This window comes from Saccharopolyspora sp. NPDC045941 (genome assembly GCF_056431445.1).
Genome location: NZ_JBWKKU010000022.1, coordinates 26,374 through 51,812 on the forward strand (window position 1 = coordinate 26,374; position 25,439 = coordinate 51,812).

The following is a 25,439-nucleotide window of genomic DNA, read 5'->3' on the forward strand; positions in this document are numbered from 1 at the left end:
CATGACGAACGACGAAACGAAGCGACTCGACTTCGCGAAGTCCGCGCCGAAGGCGTTCAAGGCCCTGATCGGGTTCGACACCGCGGCGCGGGAGGGCCTCGACCCCGCGCTGGTCGAGCTCGTCCAGATCCGCGCCTCCCAGCTCAACGGCTGCGCGTACTGCCTGCACATGCACACCACGGACGCCCGCAAGACCGGGGAGAGCGAAGAGCGGCTGCACATGGTGCAGGTGTGGCGTGAGGCGCGCGGCTTCTTCACCGAGGCGGAGCTGGCCGCGCTGGAGCTGACCGAGGCCGTCACGCTGGTGTCCCAGGGCGGCGTGCCGGCCGACGTCTACGCCCGCGCCGCGGAGCACTTCGCGGAGCCGGAGCTGGCCCGGCTGCTCGCGCTGATCTTCACCATCAACACCTGGAACCGCATCGCGCTCAGCACGGCGAAGGTCCCGGGCACCGACGAGCGCACCGCCGCCTGACGATCCGGACCGGTTTTTCCCAATTCTTCGGCGCAATTGGGAAAATCCCGCACCCGGCGGCGCCGCGGCTCAGGTGCTCCTGGGCTTCGCGCGGCGGCGTTCGGGGAAAGCCGCGACGAGGGCGAACAGGACGAACGCCAACTGCACGCCGAGGAACGCGGTGCGCGGCACCTCCGTGTAGCCGACCTGGACCTCGGCGGCGTTCTCCGGCAGCGGGATCGCCACCTGGTGGCCCCAGGCCGTGGCCAGCGGGAACGTCCGGCCGTCGATCCGGGCGTACCAGCCGGGCTCGTTCTCCGCGCCGAGGACCAGCGCCCGGCCGGCACCGCCCTCGGACATCCGGACCGTGAACAGCGGCAGCCCGGCGGCCACCTGCAACGGCCTCGCCTCCGGTGTCGGCGCGGGCTCGGTGCGCGCCTGCCGCGCGAGGTCCGGCCCGAGCAGCTCCACCGGGCTGTTCGGCAGCAGCAGCCGCAGGACGCGGCGCCCGTCGGGCAGCCGCCCGTGCTCGGCGACCAGCCCCGCAGCGACTGCAGGCAGCCGGGAATCGTCCGGCACCGCGATGAAACCGACGCCGCGAGCCGCCGACGCCGCGAGCGCGGCGCGCGTCCGCGCGGGATCGCCGGACTGCAGGTCGTCGTCGACCCGGCGGAGCCAGTCGACGGCCGTGCCGACCGGCGTGAGGTCGTCGTCGCCGAAACGGGGCGCGGTGCCGTCCACGAGCCGCGCGGGTTGCGGCCCGGGGTCGAGGACCAGCAGCGAACCGGGCAGATCCGCCGCGATGGTCGGCTGGGCTCGCAGCGGCCCGCCGACCGTCGCGAACGCGGCACCGGTCGTCAGCCCCAGCAGGCCGACCACCAGCGCCGGCAGCAGGACCTTGCCGGGCACGCGCGGTTTCCGCGCCACCAGCACGATCCACCCGCACCCGGCCGCGGCGATCACCAGCGGTCCGCCGGTCCAGCCGGTCGTGCTCGGGCCGCCGGTGATCGGTTCGGCGGCGAGGTTGTCCACCATCGCGGCCAGCGCCCAGCCGAAGACCGCGACGGCCGCGCCCGGCAACATCCGCGGAGACCAAGCGGTGACCAGCGCGGCGACCGCAGCGAGCGCGAACAACGCGCCGACCAGGCTCGCCGGCGACCCGTCCGGGCTCAGCGCCAGCAGCCAGGCACCCGCCGGGGTCTCGGTGATCCGCGCACCTAGGCCGTGCAACAACATCTGCGGGTGGTGCAGGAGCACCGCGGGCCACGGCAGCAGGCACGCGACGGACAGCAGCGCCACCGCGACCAGCCCGGCCACCCGGCGCCGATCGCGCGAACCCGCGCTCGGCAGCACGACGAAGGCGATCAGGGTCAGCACGATGAACGCGATGTGCAGCAACGGCGCGAAGGCGCCCAGCACCGCGAGGCCCAGCGCGGTCAGGCACGCCGTTCCCAACCACTTCCCGCCGGACTGCCCGAGCACCGAGACGATCCCGGCCAGCAGCAGCGGAACCAGGATGTGCGCGACCACGACGTCCAACCGGCCCTGCCCGGCGGAAAGCGAAGCCGCCGGCAGCAAGGCGTAAGCACCGGCCGCGACGGCTCGCCGCAGACGCGACACCGGGAGAGCGCGCGTCGCGAGGTAGCCACTGAGGCCTGCCAGCGGAGCGCCGAACAGCAGCAGCACCGACGCCACCACCGACGGTCCACCTAGGACAGTGCCGAGCAACGCCAGCACCAGCAGCGACGGGGAAGCCGGCGTGCCGGTGCCGCCGTTGACCGGGTGCCAGGCCGCCAGGTAGTCGCGCCACGTCGTCGCCAGATCGGCCACCGGCAGCATCCGGCCGCCTTGCAGACCGGCCCCGAAGCGGTCGGCGATCAGTCCATTGGTGACGAGGGCGAACAGCACCAGCAACGCAGTCAGCACCACGGGCGGCGTCAGTACCAGTTCGCGCAGCACTCGCCAGCGGTCGACCGGCACGATCAGCAGGTCCCGCCGGATCGCGTCCCGCTTCAACGGCGACGGCTTCGGCGCCCCGATGTCCGGCACCGGCACCACGACCAGCCCCGACCGGCCCGGCTTGTCGGGCCGCGGCGCTTCGGGGTCGGCTTTGATGAGCCAGCCCGTCGGCTCCCGCCCCAAGGCAAGATCGCGCCGCACCCGCTCCCGGACCAGGCCCTCGAACGACGTGCGCGCCCAGTTCCGCAACCGCGCCGGCCGGCTCGTGAACAGCCCCCGGACGCCATGCCGGACCGGGATCGTCGCGGCGCGCGAAGCCCGGCCGGCCAGCAGTTTCAACCGCCCGCCGAGCAAATCTCGCAGCACCGCGAACTCGGCGCCCGCCTCGCTCCACCGCCGCAGCGCCGCGAAGCCGCACATCCGCAGCAATGCCAGGCAGAACAGCCGCGGCAGGCCCAGCAGGAACGCCCACACCGGCGCGTTCACCAAGAACGTGCGAACCCGATCGGCCCGCTCCCCCACTTGGGGGCCGCGCTTCGCGGCCGCATGCCGCATCCGCGCCCCGGGAACCCACCGGACGCCGTGCCCGTCCAGGTTGATCCGCCAGCCCAGGTCGACGTCCGCGCTGCCGCCGAGATCCGCGTCGAAACCGCCGAGCTGCTCGAAGACATCCCGCCGCACCAAGGCACCGGCCGTGGTCACCGCCAGCACGCCGGACGAGGAGGGCGTTTCGCCGACGAGTTCCGGGTCCAGTTCGGACGGTACGGTGCCGGTCCGCCGGTGCCCGGCGGCATCCGTGCTCAGACCCGCGTCCACCACCAGCCGGGGATCCGCCCAGTCCAACCCGAGCGGGCCGAGCAGCGCCGCGGCCGAATCCTCCTCGGCGGCGCGCAGCAAGCGCTCCAGGCATTCCGGCTCGGGTGCGGAATCGTCGTGCAGCAGCCACAACCAGTGCCCCGGATCGGCCCACTGCTTGGTCGCGTGCGCCAGGGCTTCCGCGACGGCGGCGCCGAACAGGGTGTCGCGCGGCATCGTGAGCAGGTCGTCGACGACTCGGTCCCCACGCGCCCGCGCCAGGAGTTCCGCGGTGCGGTCCGCCGAACCGGTGTCGACGGCCACCACGTGCCGCGGCTTCTCCGTCAGGTCGCCCAGCGCTGCGAGAACCTCCGGCAGCCACGAATCGCCGTCGTGACAGACCAACACCGCCAGCACCGGCGCGACCAAAATGCCCTCCCACTAACCTGATCCACTACCGCTGAACGGTAATGCACCAGGAGCGGAAGAAAACCCCCTCGAAACGAACTGCGGCCGATCAGACCGCGCGACGCTTGAGCTTGCGGCGCTCCCGTTCGGACAGCCCGCCCCAGATGCCGAAGCGCTCGTCGTGCTGCAACGCGTACTCCAGGCATTCGGAACGCACCTCGCAGCCCGCGCAGATGCGCTTGGCCTCCCGCGTCGAGCCGCCCTTCTCCGGGAAGAACGCCTCCGGGTCGGTCTGGGCGCACAGCGCGCGCTCCTGCCATTCCTGTTCGTCGTCGCCCATCTCGAACAGCTCGGCCAGGACGTCGAGTTCCGCCGCGGTGGCGTCCCCACGCTCCGCGAGGCGGCTATCTCCTGATTCCCACATCGTTTGGTTTCCCCCGATTTCTCCCGTTCCCGCCGGCCCTCCCCAGGGCCGGAACAGGACGCACTCCTGATCGCAGGTCGCCCGGCCCCCGTCGGCCGGGAGCCCCGCGCTTCGACGGCGGCGGCGCCGTCGCCGATCGACCGCACCGCCCGCCTCTCACCGCGGGCGGCACTTCGATCGACCCGTGCCCGACCGGGTCTCCCGTACCCGGTCGGCCGCCGCCTGCGACCATCCAACCGGTTTCCACCCGAGGAACGATCATTTCAGCGACGAATGACACTGCTGTGATTACACCCGTGTAGCTCCTTGCGGTCAAGCGGAGACCTTCCGTAGGGGGACAACCCCCGCAGGCCGCCCGATGGGCGCGTTCGGCGCATCGCCGGTACTCCGTGCGCAGCATCGGCAGGCCCCATGATCATGGATACCACCGCGCGGCCGCCCGTGCCGGGGACGGCCCGCGAGTCGTTCGTGGACACTGGGGGCGTGAGCAAATCCGCGGTTCGAGTGAGTCCCTTGTTCCTCGGCCTGGTCGGGCTGACCGTGCTGGGCGGCGTGCTCGCCACGCTCGAGAACAACGCCGCCCGGGTCGGCGGCGTGGTGCTGATCGTGCTCGGCGGCTGGGCGACTTCGTTGTGCCTGCACGAGTTCGGGCACGCGATCACCGCGTTCCGCGGCGGCGACTGGTCGGTGCGCGCCAAGGGCTACCTGACGCTGGATCCCCGGCACTACACCGACCCCGTCCTGAGCATCGTGCTGCCGCTGATCTTCGTGGCGCTCGGCGGCATCCCGCTGCCGGGCGGCGCGGTGTGGATCAACCACCACGCGCTGCGGTCCCGGCGCACCGAGTCGATGGTGTCGCTGGCCGGGCCACTGATGAACCTGGTGCTGGGCCTGCTGATCAGCGCCGCCGTCGCGATCGTGCCGATGCCGACCGGGCTGGCGGCCGGGCTGTCCTACCTGGCCTTCCTGCAGGTGATCGCGTTCGTGCTGAACATCCTGCCGATTCCCGGCCTGGACGGGTACGGCGCGATCGAGCCGTGGCTGTCCGCCCCGGCGCGGCGGTTCGGCGAGAAGGCGCGGCCGTGGGCGCCGCTGGTGCTGTTCCTGCTGCTGATCGGGGTGCCGTTCGTCGGCCAGGCGTTCTTCGGGCTCGCGTACTTCGTCTTCGACCTCGTCGGCGGCGACACGCTGCACAGTTACCTGGGGCAGAGCATGTTCCGCAGCATCTTCGGTTTCCTGTGATGCGTCCGCCTGCTGGACCGTCACCAGGTTCACGCCCGGGCGCGCGGCCGGGCGTGCGAGGATCGGGGCCGTGAAGGTCGTAGTTCTGGTCGGCGGAGTCGGCGGCGCGCGTTTCCTGCTCGGGGTCAAAGCGGCGTTGGGACTGCCCGCGATCGGCGAACCGCAGCAGCAGTCCGAGCACGAGATCACCGCGGTGGTCAACGTGGGCGACGACGTGTGGATGCACGGGTTGCGGGTCTGCCCCGACCTCGATACCTGCATGTACACCCTCGGCGACGGCATCGACACCGAGAAGGGGTGGGGCCGGGTCGACGAGACCTGGTCGGTCAAGGAGGAGCTGGCGGCCTACGGCGCCGAACCGACCTGGTTCGGGCTCGGCGACCGCGACATCGCCACCCACCTGGTGCGGTCCCGGATGCTGCGCGCGGGCTACTCGCTGTCGGCGGTGACCGAGGCGCTGTGCGACCGGTGGCGCCCGGGCGTGCGGCTGCTGCCGGTCACCGACGAACGGGTCGAGACGCACGTCGCGATCGACGATCCGGAGCACGGCGACCAGCGGGCGGTGCACTTCCAGGAGTGGTGGGTGCGGTACCGCGCGGAGCCGAAGGCGCACGCGATCGTGCCGGTGGGCGCGGACGAGGCGAAGCCGACGCCGGCCGTGCTGGACGCGATCGAGCAGGCCGACGTGGTGCTGCTGGCGCCGTCGAACCCGGTGGTCAGCATCGGGACGCTGCTCGCGGTGCCGGGCTTCCGCGCCGCGCTGCGGAAGACGTCCGCGCCCGTGGTGGGGCTGTCGCCGATCGTCGGCGGCCGGCCGCTGCGCGGCATGGCGGACGCCTGCCTGACCGCGATCGGGGTGGACAGCACCGCCGAGGCGGTCGGCCGGCACTACGGCTCGCGGCAGGACGCCGAGGGCATCCTGGACGGCTGGTTGGTGCACACCGGCGACAGCGCCGACGTGCCCGGGGTGCGGGTTCGCGCCGTGCCGCTGCTGATGTCCGATGTGGACGCCACCGCCGCGATGGCGCAGGCGGCCTTCGACCTGGCCCGGGAGGGGCGATGAAGGATCACGCGGCCGCAGGCGGGTTGCAGCTGTTCGCGGTGGGCGGGCTGCCCGAGTTCGGCCCGGGCGACGACCTGGCCGCGTCGATCGCGGCGGCCGCGCCCTGGCTCAGCGACGGCGATGTCGTGGTCGTCACCAGCAAGGTGGTGTCGAAGGTCGAGGGCCGCATGGTGACCACGCCGCGCGACCCGGAGCTGCGCGAGAAGCTGCGCCGCGAGCTGGTGCTGGCCGAGGCCACCCACGTGCTGGCGCGCCGCGAGCGGTTCATGATCACCCAGAACAAGCTGGGCATCGTGCAGGCGGCCTCGGGCGTCGACGCCTCGAACGTGGCGCTGGACCAGATCGCGCTGCTGCCGGACGACCCGGACGCTTCCGCGCGCAAGCTGCGGGCCGGGCTCGCCGAGCGGCTCGGCGTGCAGGTCGCCGTGGTGGTGACCGACACGATGGGCCGCGCCTGGCGGGTCGGCCAGACCGACGTGGCGATCGGCTCCGCCGGCCTGCGGGTGCTGCACCGCTACGCGGGCACCACCGATTCGCAGGGCAACGAGCTGGCGGTGACCGAGGTCGCGGTGGCCGACGAGATCGCCGGGGCGGCCGACCTGGTCAAGGGCAAGCTGGGCTCGGTTCCGGTCGCCGTGGTGCGCGGGCTGACGACCGCCGACGACGGGTCGACCGCCCGCGACCTGACGCGGCCCGTCGAGGAAGACCTGTTCCGGATGGGCACCGCCGAGGCGCTGGCGCAGGGCCGCCGCGAGGCGGTGCTGATGCGCCGCTCGGTGCGGGCGTTCGCGGACGGCCCGGTCGACGCCGACGCGGTGCGCCGCGCGGTCGGCGCCGCGCTGACCGCTCCCGCGCCGCACCACACCCGGCCGGTCCGGTTCGTCTGGCTGCGCGATCGTCCACTTCGGACGAAGCTGCTGGACGCGATGCGCTCCGCCTGGCTGACCGACCTGCGCGCCGACGGGCTCTCCGAGGAGGCCGCGCAGTGCCGGGTCGGCCGCGGCGACCTGCTCTACGCCGCACCGGAACTGGTGCTGCCGTTCCTGGTCCGCGAGGGCGCGCACGACTACCCCGACGAGCTGCGCGCCGACGCGGAGCGGCAGATGTTCACCGTCGCAGGCGGCGCCGCGGTGCAGGGGCTGCTGGTGGCGTTGGCGGCCGAGGAGCTCGGCTCGTGCTGGATCTCCTCGACGATGTTCTGCCCTGAGGTCGTCCGGTCGGCACTGGACCTGCCCGACTCGTGGGAGCCGCTGGGCGCGGTGGCGGTCGGCCATCCCGCTGAAGCGGGCGGCGGGCCACGGGAACCGCGGGAGCTCGACGGCGGATTGGTGGAGCTGTGAGCGGGCCGCACTCGGACGCGCTGCGCGTCCTCGGCGATTGGCGACCGGCCGATCCGCAGCAGGACGCATTGCGCCACGCCTTCCTGACCTTGCTGGACGCCCGCGCGGACGCCTGCCTGCGGGCCTGCGAGCCGGGCCACGTGACCGCGTCGGCCGTGCTGCTCGACGCGGCGGGCGAGAACGTGCTGCTCACGCTGCACCCCCGGGTGGGGATGTGGTTGCAGCTCGGCGGCCACTGCGAGCCGGCGGACACGTCGCTGGCGGGGGCCGCGCTGCGCGAGGCGACCGAGGAGTCCGGTGTGGACGGTCTGGTCGTGGACCCGGAGCCGGTGCACCTGGACGTGCACCCGATCACCTGCTCGCTGGGCAAGCCGACCCGCCACTTCGACGTGCGCTTCATCGTGCGAGCCCCGGAAGGAGCCGAGCCGGCCCGCAGCGACGAGTCCCTGGACCTGCGCTGGTGGCCGCTGAACGCCCTCCCCGAAGGCTCCGACATCGGCCCCCTGATGGCCGCCGCCCGCGCCCGCGGGTGACTAAGCGGATTCCTTGAAAACTGCGGCTTCGAGCCGCCGCACGCGCGCTTCGATGTTGTTCGGTCCAGGATCGGACAACGCCGCCTCGATCAGCACGCGAATCCAGGCCGTGGCCTTCATGTCCTCCTCGGCGGCCCGGGCACGCACCCGATCCAGCAAGGACTTGGGCAACCGCAGCGAGGTGGTGATCATCGGATCCGGCGGGGCAGGCTCGGCCTCCCAATGCCCGGATTCCATTTTGGCACTCATGTCGTGGGTGTCGTAGTACTGCGCGAGCTCATCCAACTTCGCCATGTCTCTACCTTCTCTTACGCCGGAAGGTGCGGCGCTCTCTGTGGGTCATTTCGCGTGCCGTCACCACGTACCAACGTCCATCCATCCCGTCGGACAGCACGACTAAGAGATAGCGACCGGCCAGGGTGCGACCGAACAGCAACTCCACGCCACCCGCGTCAGGGACTACCCACTGCGGCCGGCTGTACACCACCTCCTCTACCTCACCCGGCACGACGCAGTGCCGAGCTATGTGCTCCTCGGATCGCTCCGTCCACAAAATCTCACGCACGCACAGAGTAGAACACAACGCATTGCTTTGCAATGCGTTGTGTGAAGCCTTCGTGATCGACTTTCACTCGAAGAGGTCGAGGGCGATCGGCCGTTCGTCGCGTGCTTCTCGGACCGCCTGGACGATCTGATCCATCGTCAACAACCCGCCACCCACTGGATCCATCTCGGCGAGCCCTTGGTGCCGATCCGGGCGGCCGGATCCGTTGGCCGGTCCGGCAGAGAAACCCGTTTCCCAATCAGAGTTCATGGTTATCAGGATGCCGTCACATGGTGCGGTAGTTGCGGACCGGCATTCTCGGGGCGTAGCGGGGGCGTTGGACGCCCGCCGCGCCTAGGTAGCGGACCGCTCGGTGGCGGTGGCCCTCGTACGGGGCCAGGGCTTCGAGCATTCCCTCGTCGTCCAGGGGGCGGCCGACCAGGGCCGTGCCGACGATCGTCGGCAGGTGGAAGTCTCCGACGCTGACCGCGTCCGGGTCGCCCCAGGCGCGCTGCGCGACCTCGGCCGCCGTCCACGGGCCGATGCCGGGCACCTTCTGCAGCAGTTCCCGTCCCTCGACGCCGCGCAGCTCGACCGCCCGTTCCAGCCTTCCGGCCACCGATGCGGCGGCGAGCAGCGTGCGGCGACGGGCTCCGTCGATGCCCACCCGATGCCACTCCCAGTCCCGGATCTGGCGCAGCTGCAACGGATCCGGTGCCGCCCAGAGCCCGTCGACCGGCCCCGGGGCGCGGCTGCCGAAGCGCCGGCAGAGCTCCCGCCAGGACCGCCACGCCTCCCGGTTGGTGACCTTCTGCTCCAGCACCGCGGCGACCAGGACGTCCCAGACCCGGCCCGATGCGCACAACCGCACGCCCCGCGATGCGCGCCGACCGCGCTCCACGACGTCGTGCACCGCGACGAAACCGCTGTCGTCGTCGGAGGCGCCGAGCAGGTCCGGCACGTTGTCCAGCACGAAGCTCGCGCCCTGCCCCCACGCCGTCGCGGTCACGGTTCCGGCGTGATCCTTCTGCAACCGCAGCGTCGTCGGGCCGACCTGGGTCGTGGTGGCCCACCACACCTCGCCCGACGTGTCCACGCGCGTGGTCGGATCGCCGTTCCCCCGGCGCAACGGGGCCAGCACCCGCGGCAGGTCCAGCGGATGCGACGGGTGCCAGGTCCGGGTCAGGGCATCGCTCATGGTCCCCCGACCGTACGCCGGCTCAGTCCGCGGAGAAGCGGACGCCGCCGGCCGGCAGCTCGACGCCGGGCCAGACCCGCGCCCCGCCCAGCAGCTCGCAGTCGGCGCCGATCCGCGCGCCGTCACCGATGATCGCGTCGCGCAGCACGGCACCCGCGCCGATCGTCGCGTCGTTGCCGATCACGCACCGCTCGACCACCGCGTTCGGCTCGATGCGCACGCCTTCGAAGAGCACCGATTCCGCAACGCGCGCACCGGATTCCACGGTGCTGCCCGCGCCGATCGCGCTGCCCCCGCAGACTTCCGCGTCGGCGGCGACCTCCGCGCCGTCCAGCACCAGCGCTTCACCGCGCTCGCCGGGCAGCGCGTTCGACGGGGCCACGCCGAGGACCAGGTCCGCGGAAGCCCGGACGAACGCCTCCGGGGTTCCCATGTCCAGCCAGTACGAGGTGTCGACGTGGCCCTGCACGCGCGCGCCGGACGCGAGCAGTTCCGGGAACGTCTCGCGCTCCACCGACACCGGCCGACCAGCCGGGATCGTGTCGATCACCTCGCGGCGGAACACGTAGCAACCCGCGTTGATCTGGTCGACCGGCGGGTTCTCGGTCTTCTCCAGGAACGCCGTGACCCGCCCGTCCACGTCGGTGGGCACGCAGCCGAAGCGGCGCGGATCGGCGACCTTGACCAGGTGCAGCGTCACATCCGCCGCGGCGCTGCGGTGCGTTTCCAACAGGCCCGTGAGATCCACGCCGGAGAGGATGTCCCCGTTGAACACCAGCACGTCGTCGGCGCTGAGCCGGTCCGCGACGTTGCGGATCGCGCCCGCGGTGTCCAGCGGCTCCGGCTCGACGACGTATTCCAGTCGCAGGCCGAGTTCGGATCCGTCGCCGAAGTGCTCGGCGAACACCTCCGCCTTGTAGGACGTGCCGAGCACCACGTGCTCGATGCCGGCAGCCCGGATCCGGGACAGCAGGTGGCTCAGGAACGGGACTCCGGCGGTCGGCAGCATCGGCTTGGGCGCCGACAGGGTCAGCGGCCGCAGCCGCACGCCCCGACCACCTACCAGCACGACCGCTTCCGCCGTCGGCGACGCGGCCGGGTCCTGCGCATCCGCGGACATCGGCGTTGATCCTCCTCTACCTGATGCACTTCAGTGACGAAAACCCATTGGGGGGAATACTCTGGCAGGGGCAACGGCATAATGAGCACTGGGCTCGCCCGCAGCGGCCGCGCCCAGTCCGACGCCCGCCAACGCGGACCACCGACTGCGAACGACTGAGAGGGCATCCCCATGGACCCGCGCCTCCGAGCCGACGAAGCACTTGCTCGCGCGCGGGCACGCGGCGCGTTCGTCGTCACCCCCGACAATGCCACCTCGCCGATGGATGCCGCGAGCACCGTGCGCATCCCGCGCGAGGTCGTCAGCCAGGCCGAACCGGCGGACATCACGCAGGTGCTGCCCGGCGGTCCCCCCCGGCAGCAGCCGCAGCGGCAGGAGCCCCAGCACGGCGGCTGGCCGACCGAGGATTACGAGCAGGGCCAGCAGAATCTGCCGCCGAACCCGTACCACGCGCAGCGCGCCCCGCACGAGTTCGGGCCGCTCGGTTCGCAGGCCGGCCAGCACTACAACCAGTACTAGGGCTGTTCTACAAGCGGCGTCAGCCGCTTGAAGTGCGGGACTCACTGTCGTCAGCGGGCCGCGATGCGGGCGCGGGCGGTCAGCGCCACGCGCAGGGCGAGGCGCAGCGGCGCCCAGGCCGGCCCCGGGTAGCGGTCGGCGAGGTAGCGGTAGGCGCTGCGGTGGTGCTCGACGAGCATCCGCTTGGAAGCGCCCGCCGTGGAGTGCCCGCCGATGTGCATGATCTCCGCGCTCGGCACGTAGACGTTCAGCCAGCCCTTCTTCCCGAGCCGGTCGCCGAGGTCGACGTCTTCGAAGTACATGAAGTAGCGCGGGTCGAAGCCGTCGATGGAGTCAAACGCCTCGCGGCGCAGCAGCAGGCAGGAGCCGGACAGCCAACCGGCGGGCCGCTCGGTGATCGTCGTCTCGGACTGGCGGTAGGCGCGGGACCACGGGTTCTTCGGCCAGATCTTGGCGAACACCGCGTGCCCGGCGCCGCGGCCGATCGACGGCAGCAGCCGCGCCGACGGGTAGACCTCGCCGGTGGGCTCCTTGATCAGCGGGCCGAACGATCCGCCGCGCGGCCAGCGCTTCGCCGCGGCCAGCAGTTCGTCGAGCGAGCCCGGCTGCCATTCCAGGTCCGGGTTTGCGATCACGACCCAGCCGAATTCGTCGCCGAGCTCGGCGACGCCGCGGTTGGCCGCGCCGCCGTAGCCGAGGTTGCCACCGGTCGGCACGAAGTCGACGTTCGCTCGCTCCGCGGCTGCCCGTTCGGGCACGCCGTCGGTCGAGGTGTTGTCGGCGAGGATCACCCGGACCGAGCGCTCCGTCGCCTTGGCCAAGGTGTCGAGGAACTGCTCCAGGGTCTCGCCCGGGGAGTAGGTCACGGTGACAACGGCGACTTCATCGCCGTAGGTGCGAGCGTCGGTCACACCGATACATTCTGCCGAACGGCGCAGACCGGACGGCCACCCGACCGCAGTTCCCCGCGAGCACGCCGACGGAGGCTCCGTTTCCACTGGTCAGACCCTGTGAGCACATTGTGTCGCGATAGGAGCACAAAACACTCACGGCCCTGAGCAGCCTGTTCTAACGGGTCTTGGTGTGGATGTGGTGGGCCCTGGCGAAGGACTCTCGGTGCTGCGTGGCGCAGGCCGCCCAGGTGAACTCCTTCGCCCGGCGATGGGCCGCCGCGGCGAGCGCGGCACGGCGGGCCGGGTCGTCCAGCAGTTCGGTCAGGCCGTTGGCGATCTCGCCCGCCCCCACCCCACAGTAGGCGACGGCGTCGCCGCCGACCTCCGGGAGGCTCAGCCGCCGCGTGGTGAGCACCGCGGCGCCGCAGGCCATCGCCTCCAGCACGGGTAAGCCGAAGCCCTCGCCGATGCTCGGGTAGGCGACCAGGTGCGCGCCGCCGAGGAACCCGGCCAGCTGGTCGAACGGCAGGTAGCCGGCCCGGATCACCCGGATCCGGTGCGGCACGGCCTCCAGCGCCCGTTCCACGCGGGTGTCCCAGCCCGGCTGACCGGCCAGCACCAGCGCGGGCGAGTCGGTGCGGCCCTGGCAGGCGATCGTGAAGCCGCGGATCAGCGCGGGCACGTTCTTGCGCGGCTCCAGCGCGCCGAGGAAGGCGACGTAGGGCTGGTCGTGCAGGCTCAGCCGGTCGCGCACCTCCTGGATCTCCTCCGGGGTCGGCGGGTGGAACCGGTCCGGGTCGACGCCGTGGTACATGACCGGCATCCGGGCGCGGTCGGCGCCGACGGATCGGGCCAGCTCGGCCGCGGTCGCCTTGCTCGGCACGATGCACAGCGTCGCGCGGCGCAGCGCGGTGCGCGTCCACGCGCGGAAGAACCTGGCCTTGACCGGCGAGTGCACCGCGGGGTTGGTGAAGAACGTCGCATCGTGCAGCGTGACCACCGATGCGGCCGGGTTGGCCAGCGGGGTCGTGTAGTGCGGCGAGTGCAGCACGTCGACCCCGAGCCGGCGCACCAGCAGCGGCAGGGTCGTCTGCTCCCAGGTCAGGCGGGCCGTGCGGGTGGCGACGGCCTCGGTGGCGGGCACCACGTCGGTGCGCGGGGCGATGGCCGCGTACAGCTCCGCGTCGCGGGGCTGGCAGGCGACCGTGAGCCGGGCACCGTCCGCGTCCAGGGCAGCCAGCAGGGAGTCGACGTATCGGCCGACGCCGCCTCGATCCGCTGGTACTGCGGTGGCGTCGATGAGGATGTGCGGCTCGCCTCTGTGCACCAGAGCAGATTACGGTGCGGATGGGTGAACCTGCGTCGAGTCGGCGAAAATGTGTTCTGTCCTGCTTTGCCCGGTGAAGGTCCTAGTCGGCGCCGCCGGGACCCCCGGATCGGGTGACGATGTCGAGGTGCTGCCGCCAGACCTGCCGCGCCGCTCGTGACCAGGTGAAATCCGCGACCCGTCGAGAACCCGCGGCGATCAGCCCGGCCCGCCGCCCGGGGTCGTCGACGACCGCGCGCAGGGCGGCGGCGAGCGAAGCCGGGTCGGCCCGCGGCACCGTCACGCCCGCCCCGCCCGCGACCTCCACGAGCGCAGGTGCGTCGGAGTGCACGATCGGCACGCCGAGCGCCATCGCTTCGACGAGCGGGAGGCCGAAGCCTTCCGCGAGGCTCGGCGCGGCCAGCGCCGTCGCGTTCCGCAGCAGCGCCGCGAGTTCGGCGTCGGACACCGACTCCAAAACCCGCACGCCTTCCGCGCCGCAGTCGGCGGCGATCCGCAGCACGTCGACATCGCCCCAGCCACGGCGGCCGACGATCAGCAGCGGCACATCCGGCGCCGCGGGCTCGGCCATCGCCCGCACCAGGTGTTCGTAGCCCTTGCGCGGCTCGATTGTGCCTATCGCCAGTACGTACCGCTCGGGCAGCACCAGCCGGACGGCGATGGCCGGGTCGGGTTCGGCCAGCAACGACGGCGTGACGCCTTCGCCGATAACCTCCAGCCTCGCGTTGACCGGGACGCGCTTCGCGAGGTCCGCCGCCACGACGGCGGTCGGCACTACCAGCGCGTCGGCGTGCCGCGCGGCCCGGGCGATCGCCCGCCGGTGCCAGGAAACACCGCGCGGCGTCAGGGTTTCCGGATGCGTCCACGGAACCGTGTCGTGCACCGTCACCACCAGGCCCCGCCCGCGCTTCGCGGGCGGCGCGAGCGGCGTCATGGCGTGCACCGAGTCACCGCCCGGCCAGAACGGAACGCCGCGTTCCCAGGCCGCGATCAGCGCGCGCCGCGGCAGCGGCAGCACCCGAGGCCCGAGCACGCCGGGAACCCATGCGGCCTCAGGATCACCGCCGCGGCTGATCACGCTGCTCAGCTCCCACCCGCTCGGCGCGGTTCCGGCCATCGCGCGCAGCAGTTCCCGCGTGTAGCGGCCGGTTCCGCCGGGAACCGGCGCGAGCAGCTGCTCGGCGATCGTGACTAGCTCGGGCACCCGCCCAGCTTCCCACGCCGCCGCGGCGCCGGAGTCCCATCGCGGGCGGGGCGCAACTCGCGAGGAGTCGCACCGGTCCGGGGGGATGAGACCCGCGACGTTCCGTAGCTTCCGCACACCACTCCGTGAGCGTCCGACGGTTTCGCGAGAACTCGGCCATCGCGAAATTGCGCCACCAGCGGCGGGCACCGGATCGCTGGTGCGTAACGTCTTCGGGCGTGACGGCGTCGGAACGGGTGCGCAGCACCGTTGTCGTGGTGACCTGGCGGGGGCGGGACCACATCGAGGCGTGCCTGGACGCGCTGGCGACCCAAGATCGTCCACATCGGACACTCGTGGTCGACAACGCCTCCGACGACGGCACGGCCAGCCTGATCGCCGCCCACCCGTCGGCGCCGGAGGTGCTGCGGCTACGCCGCAACACCGGCTACGCCGGCGGGATCGCCGCTGCGCTCGACCGAATCCACACTCCTTACGTCGCGTGGCTCAACGACGACGCTGCGCCAGCCTCCGGCTGGCTCGCGGCGCTCGAAGCCGCGCTCGACGCGGACGGCTCCGCCGCCGCAGCGTCCTCCGTGCTCCGCACGCCGGACGGCCGGGTGCAGTCCGCCGGCGTGCGCCTCACGGCCGACGGCCACGGCGCTGACGCGCCTGATGCCTCCGGCGGCGTGTTCGGCTTCTGCGGCGGGGCGGCGCTGCTGCGCACCGCGCACCTCCGTTCCGCCGGCGGTGTTCCGGCTCACTTCTTCTGCTATTACGAGGACACCGACACTGCGTGGCGGCTGCGCCTCGCGGGGCACCGGATCGTCCCGGCCGCCGATGCCACCGCCTCGCACCTGCACGGTGCGACGACGCTGCCGGGTTCGGCGCTGTTCCACCGCTGGAACGAGCGGAATCGCCTGCTCACCCTGCTTCGCTGCGCTCCCGCTCCGGTCGCGGCACGGGAACTCGCCCGCTTCGCGGCGATCACCCTCGCCCTGCCGTTGCGCCGGGCGACCGGAGCTCGTTCCGTTCCCGACGCGGCGAACTTCCACGTCGCCTTGCGGCTCCGCGTGCTGGCCGAGGTCGCGGCCGGTCTACTGGCGGCGCTCCGCGCCCGGCGACAGATCGGCCGTACGGCGCGGGTTCCGCGGCGCGAGGTCTGGAACACCTGGGCAGGAGCCTGAAACCGGCACCGTCGCCCGCCGACGAGCGAACGGCCCGTTCACCCCGCTAGGCGGAGTCAACAGGCCGTTCACTCCGCCCAACACACAGACCCGCGCCGACACGCCCCGGCGTGTCCTGGTCCCACCACAGCTGCGATCCGAACCGTTCTGCGAGCGCTGCGTGCGAGGCGAACGGTCCGTTCACCTCGCGGGCCGGGTTCGCTCCGCCCCGGGCGGCCAGGTGTCGGGATGGCCGCGTTTTCGCGAACACCCCGCAGGCTGCGCCGGGGCATGGTGCACGCTTTAGGGCGTGGCTGAATTGTCCGACAGCACCCTGCCCGTCGTGTCGGTGATCGTGGTCAACTACCGCGGCGCGGACGACACCATCACCTGCCTGCGCGCGCTCCGCGACGAGCTCGACTACCCGGCCGACCGGCTGGAGGTGCTCTGCGTCGACAACGCCTCCGGCGACGGCAGCGCCGAGCGGATCCGCGCCGCCGCTCCGGAGGTGCGGCTGATCGAGTCGGACACCAACCTCGGTTTCGCCGGCGGGTGCAACCTCGCCGCCCGCAGCGCCACCGGCCAGGTGCTGGCCTTCCTCAACAACGACGCCAAACCGGATCGCGCCTGGGTGCGCGCGGCCGTCGCGGTGCTGCGGTCGGAGCCGACGGTGGGCGCGGTCGCCAGCAAGGTCCTGGACTGGGAGGGCCGCCACATCGACTTCGTCGACGGCGGGCTGACCTGGTTCGGGATGGGCTACAAGCGCCACGCGGGCGAGGTCGACGACGGCTCGCACGACGCGGCCAGGGACGTGCTGTTCGGCACCGGTTCGGCGCTGTTCGTGCGGGCCGAGCTGTTCGCCGCGCTCGACGGCTTCGACGAGCGCTTCTTCATGTTCTACGAGGACGTCGACCTCGGCTGGCGGCTGAACCTGCGCGGCTGGCGGGTCCGCTACGAACCGGGTTCGCTGACGTTCCACCGCCACCACGCCTCGATGGCCGAGGTCTCCTCGGCCCGCGAGCACTACCTGCTGGAGCGCAACGCGCTCGCCGCGCTGTACAAGAACGTCTCCGACGAGACGCTGGCCAAGGCGCTGCCCGCCGCGATGGCGCTGGCCGTGCGTCGGGCCACCGCGCGCGGCGAGATCGACCCGACCCAGCTGGAGATCACCCGGCGCGGCGACAGCGAGGACGACAGCCCGGTCCCGATCGACCGGTCCGCGCTGGCCGGGATGCTGGCGATCGACCAGTTCGTCGAGCTGCTGCCGTCGCTGAAGGAGTCCCGCGAGGAGGAGCAGCGGGCGCGGGTGCGCACCGACGCCGACCTGGTGCCGTTGATGCGCAAGGCGATGGAGCCCGCCTACCCGCTGCCGCGCTACCTCGCCGCGCACGACGCGCTGGTCGAGGCGTTCGGCCTGGACGAGCTCTTCGGCCGCCCCCGGAAGGTCGTGGTGATCACCGGCGACGCGGTCACCGAGCGGATGGCCGGCCCGGCGATCCGCGCGTGGCACATGGCCGAGGTGCTCTCCGCGGAGCACGAGGTGCGGCTGGTCAGCGTCAACGCGCTGGTCAGCCCGCCGGAGTCCCGCTTCGCCGTGGTCGCGGCGAAACCGCGCGAGCTCGGCGCCCACGTCGACTGGGCGGACGTCGTGGTGCTGCAGGGCCACGTGCTGGAGATGGTGCCGGCGCTCAAGAACGTCGAGTCCACCAAGATCGTGGTCTGCGACGTCTACGACCCGATGCACCTGGAACTGCTGGAGCAGGGCCGCGACACCGACGACGAGCGCCGCGCGAAGGACCTGGCCGGGGTCACCAAGGTGCTCAACACCCAGCTGCAGCGCGGCGACTTCTTCCTCTGCGCCTCGGAACGGCAGCGGCACTTCTGGCTGGGCCACCTCGCATCGCTGGGCCGGTTGACCCCGGGCCTGTACGACAACGACCCCACCGTCCGCTCGCTGCTGTCGGTCGTGCCGTTCGGCCTGCCGTCGGTGGCGCCGCGCCGCACCGGCCCGGCGATCAAGGGCAACCGGTCCGGCATCGCCGCCGAGGACAAGGTCGTGCTGTGGGCGGGCGGCGTCTACAGCTGGTTCGACCCGCTGACGCTGCTGCACGCGGTGCACCGGCTTTCCCACCAGCACAACGACGTCCGGCTGTTCTTCCTCGGCATGAAGCACCCAAACCCGGACGTGCCGGAGATGGGCATGGCCGGGCAGACCCGCGGCCTGGCCCGCCGGCTCGGGCTGACCGACAAGTTCGTGTTCTTCAACGAGACGTGGGTGCCCTACGGCGAGCGGCAGAACTACCTGCTCGACGCGGATTGCGGCGTCACCACGCACTTCGAGCACGTGGAGACGACGTTCGCGTTCCGCACCCGCGTGCTGGACTACCTGTGGTCCGGGCTGCCGGTGGTGACCACCGACGGTGACTCGTTCGCCGACCTGGTGCGCGAGGAGGGCATCGGCGTCGTGGTCCCGGCCGAAGATCCGGACGCGCTGGCCGCGGCGCTGGAGAAGGTGCTCTACGACGAGGAGTTCGCCGCCGAGTGCCGCCGCCGCATCGCGCCGGTCCGCGAGCGGTTCACCTGGGAATCCGTGCTGGCGCCGCTGACCGAGTTCTGCCGCGACCCGCGCCCGGCCGCCGACCGGCTGAAGGCGAGCGCGCCGCTCGTGCGCAGCCCGCAGCTGAACCGCGTCGAGACGGCGCGCCGGGACATCGCGCTGCTGCGCGAGTACCTCGACGCGGGCGGCCCGCTAGAGGTCGCGAAGCGGGCGACCGGGCGGCTCCGGCGGCTCGCCGGCGAGCGGTTCCGTGGGCGCTGACCTGCGCGTCCTGCTGGACGGCACGCCGCTGCTCGGCCGGCGCACCGGAATCGGGCGCTACACCACGTCCCTGGTCGGCGAGCTCGCGGCCCTGGTGGACGTTCGGCTGATCGGGTTCACCACCCGGGGCTGGCGGGAACTGCGTTCGCTGGCACCGGACGGAACGCGCGCGGTCGGGCCCCCGATTCCGGCGCGGGTGCTGCGGAAGCTCTGGCGGCGCGGCGCTTTCCCGCCCGTCGAACTGCTCGCCGGGTCGGCGCAGGTGGTGCACGGCACGAACTTCGTGCTGCCGCCGTCAGCCCGGGCGGGCGGCGTGGTGACGGTGCACGACCTGGCGTTCCTGGACGATCCGTCGCTGGCCGAACCCGACTTGCCCGATCTCGTGCGGAGTTCCGCGCGGCGGGCGCGGGTGGTGTGCACGCCGACGGCAGCGGTGGCCGACGCCGTCAGCGCGCGGCTCGACGTGCCGCGGGAGAAGGTCCTGGTGACTCCGCTCGGCGTCGATCCCGAGTGGTTCTCCGCGGCGCCCATGGATTCCGAGCTGGAAGTCCACTATGGACTTCCGTCGGAGTACCTGCTGTTCGTCGGCGCCGAAGGTCCCCGCAAGGGGCTGCCGACGCTGCTCGAAGCCCACGGCCCCGACCTGCCCCCGCTGGTCATCGCGGGCCCCGGAGAGCCGGGCAGCCGGGGCGGCGTGATCCGTACCGGTTACCTCCCCGACGAGCGCCTCCGCCGCCTGGTCGCCGGCGCCGCCGCGCTCGTATTGCCTTCGCGCGACGAGGGATTCGGCCTACCGGCGCTGGAAGCCATGGCCTGCGGAACGCCGGTGGTGTGCTCGGACATCCCGGCCCTCCGCGAAGTCACGGCGGGCCAAGCGATCCTCGCACCTCACGGCGACCCGGCGGCCCTCGGCGAAGCCCTGCACCGAGCCCTGACCAACCCGCCGAGCGCGGAAACCGCCCGCGCCCGAGCCAAAACCTTCACCTGGCGGGCCTGCGCGGAAACCACGATCACGGCATACCAACGCGCAACGACCTGAACACACCTCGGACATGCGCCAGGCCAGGCTGACGTCGTTCCGGCCTCGCACCAGCCGTTATGGGGCTGGAACGGCTTTTCAAGGTCAACTTCACCGGCTCAGGTGACGTCACCTTCCCCTGAGGGCTTCGCCGTCCGCTTCGAAGGCCGCCGCCAGGGCTTCTCGCCAGGGGCGCATCGGGGTCAGGCCCGCTTCGCGCCAGGCCGCATCGGACAGGACCGAGTAGGCCGGCCGCGGCGCCGGGAGCGGGAAGTCCGCCGTCGTGCACGGGTTCACCCGGTTCTCGTCCGCGCCCAGTTCCGCGAAGATCGCCCGGGCGAACTCGAACCAGCTCGCCTGGCCGGAATTGGTGCAGTGCAACACCTTCTGCTTCGGATCCCGGCGCTCGGCGACCTGCCCGGCCAGTTCCAGCAGGCCGTTCGCCAGGTCCGCCGCCCAGGTCGGCGAGCCGATCTGATCGTCCACAACGGACAGCGAGTCCCGCTCGCCGGACAGGCGGATCATCGTCTTCACGAAGTTCCCGCCGCGCGCGCCGTACACCCACGCCGTGCGCACCACCCAGGCCCGCGCGCCGGATTCCAGCACCGCCTGCTCGCCTTCGAGCTTCGTGCGCCCGTACACCGAGCGCGGCCCGGTCGGGTCCGCCGGCTCGTACGGCCGGGTCCCGTCGCCCGGGAACACGTAATCCGTCGACACGTGCAGCAGCGGCAGGCCGCTGGTCCGGCAGGCCTTCGCCAGGTCGGCGGCGCCTTCGGCGTTGATCCGGGCCGCGCGATCCGGGTCGGACTCGGCCGCGTCCACTCCCGTGTAGGCCGCGGCGTTGATCACCACCGGTTCCAGTTCGGCGTCCTTCGCCGCCTCCGCGAACGAACCCACCGCGTCGGCGATCTCCTCGGCGTCGGTGATGTCCAGCTCCTTGGAGCCGGGCGCGTGCACCAGCGCGCCGGACCGCGCGGCGAGGATGCGGGCCAGCTCCGAGCCGAGCTGGCCGCGGCCGCCCGGGACCAGCACGGCGAGGCGGCTCACTTCGCCGCCTCCGCGCGGGCCTTCAGCGGCTCCCACCAGTCGCGGTTCTCCTGGTACCAGCGGACCGTCTCGCGCAGCCCGGTCTCGAAGTCGACCTGCGGCCGGTACCCCAGTTCCTGGACGATCTTGCCGTGGTCCACCGAGTAACGGCGGTCGTGGCCCTTGCGGTCCACCACCGGCCGCACCATCGACCAGTCCACGCCGAGTTCGGCCAGCAGCCGCTCGGTCAGTTCCTTGTTGGTCAGCTCGGTGCCGCCGCCGATGTTGTAGATCTCGCCCGGCCGACCGGATTCGGCCACCAGCTGGATTCCCCGGCAGTGGTCGCCGACGTGCAGCCAGTCGCGCACGTTGAGCCCGTCGCCGTAGAGCGGCACCCGGGCGCCGTCCATCAGGTTCGTGATGAACAGCGGCAGCACCTTCTCCGGGAACTGGAAGGGCCCGTAGTTGTTGGAGCAGCGGGTGATGCACACCGGCAGGCCGTGCGTGCGGTGGTAGGCGCGGGCCAGCAGGTCCGAGCCCGCCTTCGCCGCCGAGTACGGCGAATTCGGCTCCAGCGCGTGGTCCTCGGGCCAGGAGCCTTCGTCGATGGAGCCGTAGACCTCGTCGGTGGACACGTGCACGAACTTGCCGACCCCGGCGTCGAGCGCGGCCTGCAGCAGCACGTTCGTGCCGACGACGTTGGTGAGCACGAAGGCGTCCGAGCCGGTGATCGACCGGTCCACGTGGGTTTCGGCGGCGAAGTGCACGACCACGTCCACGTCGGTGATCAGGCCGCCGACCAGCTCGCGATCGCAGATGTCGCCGCGGACGAACTTCAGCCGCGGGTTGTCCGCGACCGGCGCCAGGTTCGCCTCGTTGCCCGCGTAGGTGAGTTTGTCGAGCACGAGCACATCGGCATCGGAGAACGCGGGATACGCGCCGCTGAGGAGCTGCCGAACGTAGTGCGAGCCGATGAAGCCGGCCCCACCGGTGACCAGAATCCGCATTGCGCCCTTCCTCGCCGGGTTTACCGCGGCCCGCAGCGGGCCCGCGTCCGCAGTCTGGCATGACACGGCGCGCTACGACGCAGGTTCCTGCGCTACTCAGCGTCACAAAGGTGTCTAACCCTTATGAGGGATGTCACCCCTGTTACTGGGACCTGCCCACCCGCCCCAGGTTCACCGCTAGCCTGCAATCGGAACACGAGCAAAATCACTTCGCCAACATGTAACGCTCGCCGACAGGCCAAGGAGGATTCGGCGTGGAGGACCGGCCGAGGTGGCCAGGTGGCCCGCAGGGCCAGCCCGGTAGATCCGTGCCGCCCCGCGGCCCCGGCGGACAGGGCCGGCCGGCGTCCGGCGGCACCCCGCCGGGCGGGCGGCGCGGTGGCGCTGCCCCGCCGCCCGGCGGCCCCGGCCGCAGGCCAGCGCAGAGTGACGCCCGACGCCGCTCGTCCCCCCGTTCGGGTAACGAGGAGGTCCCCCCGGAAGGCGACGTCTGGCAGCGGCGGCGCAATCACCGGGGCGCCCGGAACTTCGGCCGGGTTCTGTTCGCGCTGCTGTCCGTGCTGGTGCTGAGCACCACCGGGTTCGGCTGGGCCATGTTCCGGCCCGGGGCCGGCGGCACCTCCACCGCCGATGTCATCGGCAAGGGCTTGAGCGCCCCGGACGGCGCCACCGACATCCTGCTGATCGGCAACGACAGCCGCAACGACGCCTTCGGCAATCCGCTGCCCGACAACGTGCTTCGCGAGTTGCGCACCAGCTACGACGGCGGTGACCTCACCGACGCGATGATCCTGGTCCGCATCCCCAACGGCGGGCAGAGCGCCAGCGCGATCTCCTTCCCCCGCGACACCCTCGTCGACGTCGGTCTCGGGGAGGGCAAGACCAAGCTCACCGAGACGATGAACCGCGGCAAGCACGCCGAGATGGCGAAGCTGAAGAAGGAAGGCGTCACCGACCCGAAGGAGCTGGAGGAGAAGTCCCGGCTGGCCGGCAAGCAGCTGCTGCTGAAGACCATCGAGGACGTCACCGGCGTCAGCATCGACCACTACGCCGAGGTCAACCTGCTCGGCTTCTACGACGTCACCAACGCCATCGGCGGCGTCGAGGTCTGCCTGCTCGAGGACACCAAGGACAAGGACTCCGGCGCGGACTTCCACGCGGGCAGGCAGACGATCCAGGGCGCCGACGCGCTGGCCTTCGTCCGCCAGCGGAAGGGCCTGATCAACGAGCTCGACCGCGGCAGGCGCCAGCAGGTCTTCGTGTCCGCGCTCGCCCACAAGGTCATGTCCACCGGCACGCTGACCAACCCGGCGAAGCTGACCGAACTGGTCAACGCCATCCAGAAGTCGGTCATCCTCGACCCCGCGCTGGCCAACGACGTGCTCGGCTTCGCCCAGCAGATGCAGGGCATCGCGGGCGGGAACGTGCAGTTCTTCACCGCCCCGGTGCACCTCGTCGGCTCGTCCGGCTCGGAGGACGTCACGATCAAGATCCCGGAGGTCCGGCAGTTCGCCGCGGATCTGCTGCTGTCGCCGACCGAACGGCAGCAGAAGCAGGTCGCGATGCAGTCCCGGGCCGCGACCTCGGTCAGCGTCTACAACGCCTCCGGGGTCAGCGGGTTGGCCGCGCGGGTGCTCGAAGAGATCTCCGGGCAGGGCTTCAAGGCCGGCGGCAGCTCCAACGCCGACACCATGGACCGCTCGGTCATCTACTACGCGACCGGCGAGGAGGCCGCCGCGAAGCAGGTGTCGGATTCCCTCGGCGGCGTGCCGACGGAGGTGCGCTCCAGCGTCGAGGCCGGCAGCGTCGAGGTCTACCTGGGCAAGGACTACAAGGGCCCGGGCACGCAGAACTTCGCTCCTGCCCAGACCGTCCAGCTCGACAGGCTGAGCCAAGCCGGTCCGCTCCTGGCCCAGCCGGCGACCGACGACGCGCCCGCGATCACCGCGGACGGCGTGCCCTGCATTCGATGACCGGCGTCACGCCGGCGGGGTGAGCGCGTCTCACCTCCGAGGTTTTCGCCGGGCTGCCGCTCACGGGTTCCCCTGGCGGTTAACCTTGGTCGTCGGCACGCAACGGTTGGGGGAACGACGTGGGCGAACCGGAACGGGAACCGGAGGTGGCGGAGTCGGTCGGCCCGCAGCGGGCCGGGATCCGCATCGCCGGCCGCAGCCTCCTCGCGCTGGTCTCGGCCGTCGTGCTCGCCCTCACCGCCATCGGCTGGATCGTGGTGGACCGGCTCAGCGACGTCAGCTCCGCCAAGGTGCTCGCGGACGCGCCGCCGGGGCCGCCCGCCGACGACGGCGCGACGGACGTGCTGCTGGTCGGTAGCGACAGCCGCACCGACGCGCAGGGCAATCCGCTCCCGCAAAACGTGCTGAAGCAGCTGCGCACCGAGGCCGTCGGCGGCCTGAACACCGACAGCCTCGTGGTGATCCGGATCCCGCACAACACCGCGCAGCCGACCGCGGTTTCCATCCCGCGCGACACCTACACCGACGTGCCGGGCGGCCGGCCGGAGAAGATCAACGCCGTCTACGGGCTGACCAAGAGCGCCGCCGCGGAGAGGCTGCGGGGCGGCGGCATGCCGGAGTCGGAGATCGAGCACGCCGCGCGGCTCGCCGGGCAGCGCGCGCTCGTGCAGACCGTGCAGGGCCTCACCGGGGTCCGCATCGACCACTACGCGGAGCTCAACCTGGTCGGGTTCTTCGAGCTCACCGAGGCCGTCGGCGGCGTCGACGTCTGCCTGCAGCAGGCCACCAGCGACAAGGACTCCGGCGCCGATTTCGCCGCCGGGCGGCACACCATCAGCGGCGGCGACGCGCTGGCGTTCGTCCGGCAGCGGCACGGCCTGCCGCGCGGCGACCTGGACCGGATCGTGCGCCAGCAGGTGTTCATGGCCGGGCTGGCGAACAAGGTGCTGTCCACCGGCACCCTCACCGACCCGGGGATGATCAACGACCTGGTGCAGGCGACCCGCCGCGCGGTGGTGCTCGACGAGGGCTGGGATCCGCTGGGTTTCGTGCAGCAGATGCAGGAACTGGCCGCCGGGCGGGTCACGTTCGTGACGCTGCCGGTGTCCGACTCGGGCGCCCGCGACGACCGCGGGCAGTACATCATCGACGTGGATCCGGCGGCTGCGCAGGGCTTCTTCGAGAGGCTGACCAACCCGGACCCGCCGCGCCTGGCCCCGGCGGCGCGACTGCGCCTGGACGGCACCGCGCACGCCCAGCAGCCGATCACCTCCGACGGCGGGATCCCCTGCGTCAACTGACCTCGGGCCGCTTCGAACGCGGTGCGTAGTGGGGAGTTGGGGTGAAGCCGGCGCGACCAACAAAACCCCGCCAAATCGCGGCGAAGAGAACAGGAACCTAACCAGAGAATAGCTGGCTTGAGAAAGGGAAG

22 protein-coding genes are annotated in these 25,439 nt (G+C 72.0%); 11 read left to right on the plus strand and 11 right to left on the minus strand.

Features of this window, described 5'->3' with window-relative positions; all coding sequences use genetic code 11:
* Position 1: 1 nt before the first annotated feature.
* Positions 2-472, plus strand: a complete 471-nt coding sequence (locus AC07FN_RS19365) for a carboxymuconolactone decarboxylase family protein (protein WP_478396857.1) — start codon at positions 2-4, stop codon at positions 470-472.
* 69 nt (positions 473-541) lie between these two features.
* Here AC07FN_RS19365 and AC07FN_RS19370 read toward each other — a convergent pair whose 3' ends face one another.
* Together AC07FN_RS19370 and AC07FN_RS19375 are read right to left on the minus strand one after the other, a co-directional pair.
* The gene (locus tag AC07FN_RS19370) at positions 542-3,622 is read right to left on the minus strand and encodes a glycosyltransferase family 2 protein (protein ID WP_478396858.1); all 3,081 of its coding nucleotides are present in this window, start codon (positions 3,620-3,622) and stop codon (positions 542-544) included.
* A gap of 100 nt (positions 3,623-3,722) precedes the next feature.
* The gene (locus tag AC07FN_RS19375) at positions 3,723-3,953 is read right to left on the minus strand and encodes a WhiB family transcriptional regulator (RefSeq protein ID WP_165968123.1); all 231 of its coding nucleotides are present in this window, start codon (positions 3,951-3,953) and stop codon (positions 3,723-3,725) included.
* A gap of 567 nt (positions 3,954-4,520) precedes the next feature.
* Here AC07FN_RS19375 and AC07FN_RS19380 point away from each other — a divergent pair.
* From AC07FN_RS19380 to AC07FN_RS19395, 4 genes are all read left to right on the plus strand, one after another.
* A complete protein-coding gene (locus AC07FN_RS19380; RefSeq protein ID WP_358580918.1) occupies positions 4,521-5,279 on the plus strand; it encodes a site-2 protease family protein in 759 nt (252 codons plus the stop codon).
* Positions 5,280-5,349: 70 nt separating this feature from the next.
* Positions 5,350-6,342, plus strand: a complete 993-nt coding sequence (gene cofD, locus AC07FN_RS19385) for a 2-phospho-L-lactate transferase (protein WP_478396859.1) — start codon at positions 5,350-5,352, stop codon at positions 6,340-6,342.
* Positions 6,339-7,682 carry a coenzyme F420-0:L-glutamate ligase gene (locus tag AC07FN_RS19390; protein WP_478396860.1) on the plus strand — a complete coding sequence of 448 codons (1,344 nt, stop codon included), beginning with the start codon at positions 6,339-6,341 and terminating at the stop codon, positions 7,680-7,682. Before cofD ends, AC07FN_RS19390 begins: the two co-directional genes overlap by 4 nt.
* Positions 7,679-8,215: an NUDIX hydrolase gene (locus AC07FN_RS19395; protein WP_478396861.1), complete on the plus strand. Its 537-nt coding sequence runs from the start codon at positions 7,679-7,681 to the stop codon at positions 8,213-8,215. Before AC07FN_RS19390 ends, AC07FN_RS19395 begins: the two co-directional genes overlap by 4 nt.
* Here AC07FN_RS19395 and AC07FN_RS19400 read toward each other — a convergent pair whose 3' ends face one another.
* The 4 genes from AC07FN_RS19400 to manB form a co-directional block, all read right to left on the minus strand.
* Entirely contained in the window at positions 8,216-8,509 is a 294-nt protein-coding gene (locus tag AC07FN_RS19400) for a hypothetical protein (RefSeq protein ID WP_478396862.1), read from the minus strand.
* A gap of 334 nt (positions 8,510-8,843) precedes the next feature.
* Positions 8,844-9,029 (minus strand): hypothetical protein, encoded by a 186-nt coding sequence (locus tag AC07FN_RS19405; protein ID WP_478396863.1) that lies wholly within the window; start codon positions 9,027-9,029, stop codon positions 8,844-8,846.
* Positions 9,030-9,045: 16 nt separating this feature from the next.
* The gene (locus AC07FN_RS19410; protein WP_478396864.1) at positions 9,046-9,957 is read right to left on the minus strand and encodes a DNA-3-methyladenine glycosylase family protein; all 912 of its coding nucleotides are present in this window, start codon (positions 9,955-9,957) and stop codon (positions 9,046-9,048) included.
* A gap of 22 nt (positions 9,958-9,979) precedes the next feature.
* Positions 9,980-11,077 (minus strand): mannose-1-phosphate guanylyltransferase, encoded by a 1,098-nt coding sequence (gene manB, locus AC07FN_RS19415; protein WP_478396865.1) that lies wholly within the window; start codon positions 11,075-11,077, stop codon positions 9,980-9,982.
* A 171-nt stretch (positions 11,078-11,248) separates the two neighbouring features.
* Here manB and AC07FN_RS19420 point away from each other — a divergent pair, with 171 nt between their 5' ends.
* Positions 11,249-11,596: a hypothetical protein gene (locus AC07FN_RS19420; RefSeq protein WP_478396866.1), complete on the plus strand. Its 348-nt coding sequence runs from the start codon at positions 11,249-11,251 to the stop codon at positions 11,594-11,596.
* Positions 11,597-11,646: 50 nt separating this feature from the next.
* On the opposite strand, the gene AC07FN_RS19425 is transcribed toward AC07FN_RS19420, so the two are convergent.
* The 3 genes from AC07FN_RS19425 to AC07FN_RS19435 all read right to left on the minus strand — a co-directional run bounded on the left by AC07FN_RS19425 (position 11,647) and on the right by AC07FN_RS19435 (position 15,020).
* Positions 11,647-12,507, minus strand: coding sequence for a glycosyltransferase family 2 protein (locus AC07FN_RS19425; RefSeq protein WP_478396867.1), 861 nt, complete (start codon positions 12,505-12,507; stop codon positions 11,647-11,649).
* A 157-nt stretch (positions 12,508-12,664) separates the two neighbouring features.
* Positions 12,665-13,795, minus strand: a complete 1,131-nt coding sequence (locus tag AC07FN_RS19430; RefSeq protein WP_478396937.1) for a glycosyltransferase family 4 protein — start codon at positions 13,793-13,795, stop codon at positions 12,665-12,667.
* A gap of 103 nt (positions 13,796-13,898) precedes the next feature.
* The gene (locus AC07FN_RS19435) at positions 13,899-15,020 is read right to left on the minus strand and encodes a glycosyltransferase family 4 protein (protein ID WP_478396868.1); all 1,122 of its coding nucleotides are present in this window, start codon (positions 15,018-15,020) and stop codon (positions 13,899-13,901) included.
* A 218-nt stretch (positions 15,021-15,238) separates the two neighbouring features.
* Here AC07FN_RS19435 and AC07FN_RS19440 point away from each other — a divergent pair, with 218 nt between their 5' ends.
* From AC07FN_RS19440 to AC07FN_RS19450, 3 genes are all read left to right on the plus strand, one after another.
* Entirely contained in the window at positions 15,239-16,186 is a 948-nt protein-coding gene (locus tag AC07FN_RS19440) for a glycosyltransferase family 2 protein (RefSeq protein WP_478396869.1), read from the plus strand.
* Positions 16,187-16,475: 289 nt separating this feature from the next.
* On the plus strand, positions 16,476-18,983 hold the full coding sequence (locus AC07FN_RS19445; protein WP_478396870.1) for a glycosyltransferase: 2,508 nt from the start codon (positions 16,476-16,478) through the stop codon (positions 18,981-18,983).
* On the plus strand, positions 18,973-20,022 hold the full coding sequence (locus tag AC07FN_RS19450; RefSeq protein WP_478396871.1) for a glycosyltransferase family 4 protein: 1,050 nt from the start codon (positions 18,973-18,975) through the stop codon (positions 20,020-20,022). The genes AC07FN_RS19445 and AC07FN_RS19450 overlap by 11 nt, the downstream gene beginning before the upstream one ends.
* Positions 20,023-20,130: 108 nt before the next feature.
* Here AC07FN_RS19450 and rfbD read toward each other — a convergent pair whose 3' ends face one another.
* Together rfbD and rfbB are read right to left on the minus strand one after the other, a co-directional pair.
* Positions 20,131-21,048 carry a dTDP-4-dehydrorhamnose reductase gene (gene rfbD / locus AC07FN_RS19455; RefSeq protein WP_478396872.1) on the minus strand — a complete coding sequence of 306 codons (918 nt, stop codon included), beginning with the start codon at positions 21,046-21,048 and terminating at the stop codon, positions 20,131-20,133.
* A complete protein-coding gene (gene rfbB, locus AC07FN_RS19460) occupies positions 21,045-22,034 on the minus strand; it encodes a dTDP-glucose 4,6-dehydratase (RefSeq protein ID WP_478396873.1) in 990 nt (329 codons plus the stop codon). Before rfbB ends, rfbD begins: the two co-directional genes overlap by 4 nt.
* Positions 22,035-22,288: 254 nt before the next feature.
* On the opposite strand from rfbB, the gene AC07FN_RS19465 reads away from it, so the two are divergent.
* Positions 22,289-24,007: an LCP family protein gene (locus AC07FN_RS19465; protein WP_478396874.1), complete on the plus strand. Its 1,719-nt coding sequence runs from the start codon at positions 22,289-22,291 to the stop codon at positions 24,005-24,007.
* A gap of 119 nt (positions 24,008-24,126) precedes the next feature.
* Positions 24,127-25,308 (plus strand): LCP family protein, encoded by a 1,182-nt coding sequence (locus AC07FN_RS19470; RefSeq protein ID WP_478396875.1) that lies wholly within the window; start codon positions 24,127-24,129, stop codon positions 25,306-25,308.
* The last annotated feature ends 131 nt before the right edge of the window (positions 25,309-25,439 follow it).

Excerpts from the sequence above, each read along its gene's own strand:
- AC07FN_RS19375 (WP_165968123.1), bottom strand. The coding sequence starts at position 3,953 with ATGGGCGACGACGAACAGGAATGGCAGGAGCGCGCGCTGTGCGCCCAG.
- AC07FN_RS19365 (WP_478396857.1), top strand. The coding sequence starts at position 2 with ATGACGAACGACGAAACGAAGCGACTCGACTTCGCGAAGTCCGCGCCG.
- AC07FN_RS19410 (WP_478396864.1), bottom strand. The coding sequence starts at position 9,957 with ATGAGCGATGCCCTGACCCGGACCTGGCACCCGTCGCATCCGCTGGAC.
- manB (WP_478396865.1), bottom strand. The coding sequence starts at position 11,077 with ATGTCCGCGGATGCGCAGGACCCGGCCGCGTCGCCGACGGCGGAAGCG.
- AC07FN_RS19405 (WP_478396863.1), bottom strand. The coding sequence starts at position 9,029 with ATGAACTCTGATTGGGAAACGGGTTTCTCTGCCGGACCGGCCAACGGA.
- rfbB (WP_478396873.1), bottom strand. The coding sequence starts at position 22,034 with ATGCGGATTCTGGTCACCGGTGGGGCCGGCTTCATCGGCTCGCACTAC.
- AC07FN_RS19400 (WP_478396862.1), bottom strand. The coding sequence starts at position 8,509 with ATGGCGAAGTTGGATGAGCTCGCGCAGTACTACGACACCCACGACATG.
- AC07FN_RS19390 (WP_478396860.1), top strand. The coding sequence starts at position 6,339 with ATGAAGGATCACGCGGCCGCAGGCGGGTTGCAGCTGTTCGCGGTGGGC.
- AC07FN_RS19420 (WP_478396866.1), top strand. The coding sequence starts at position 11,249 with ATGGACCCGCGCCTCCGAGCCGACGAAGCACTTGCTCGCGCGCGGGCA.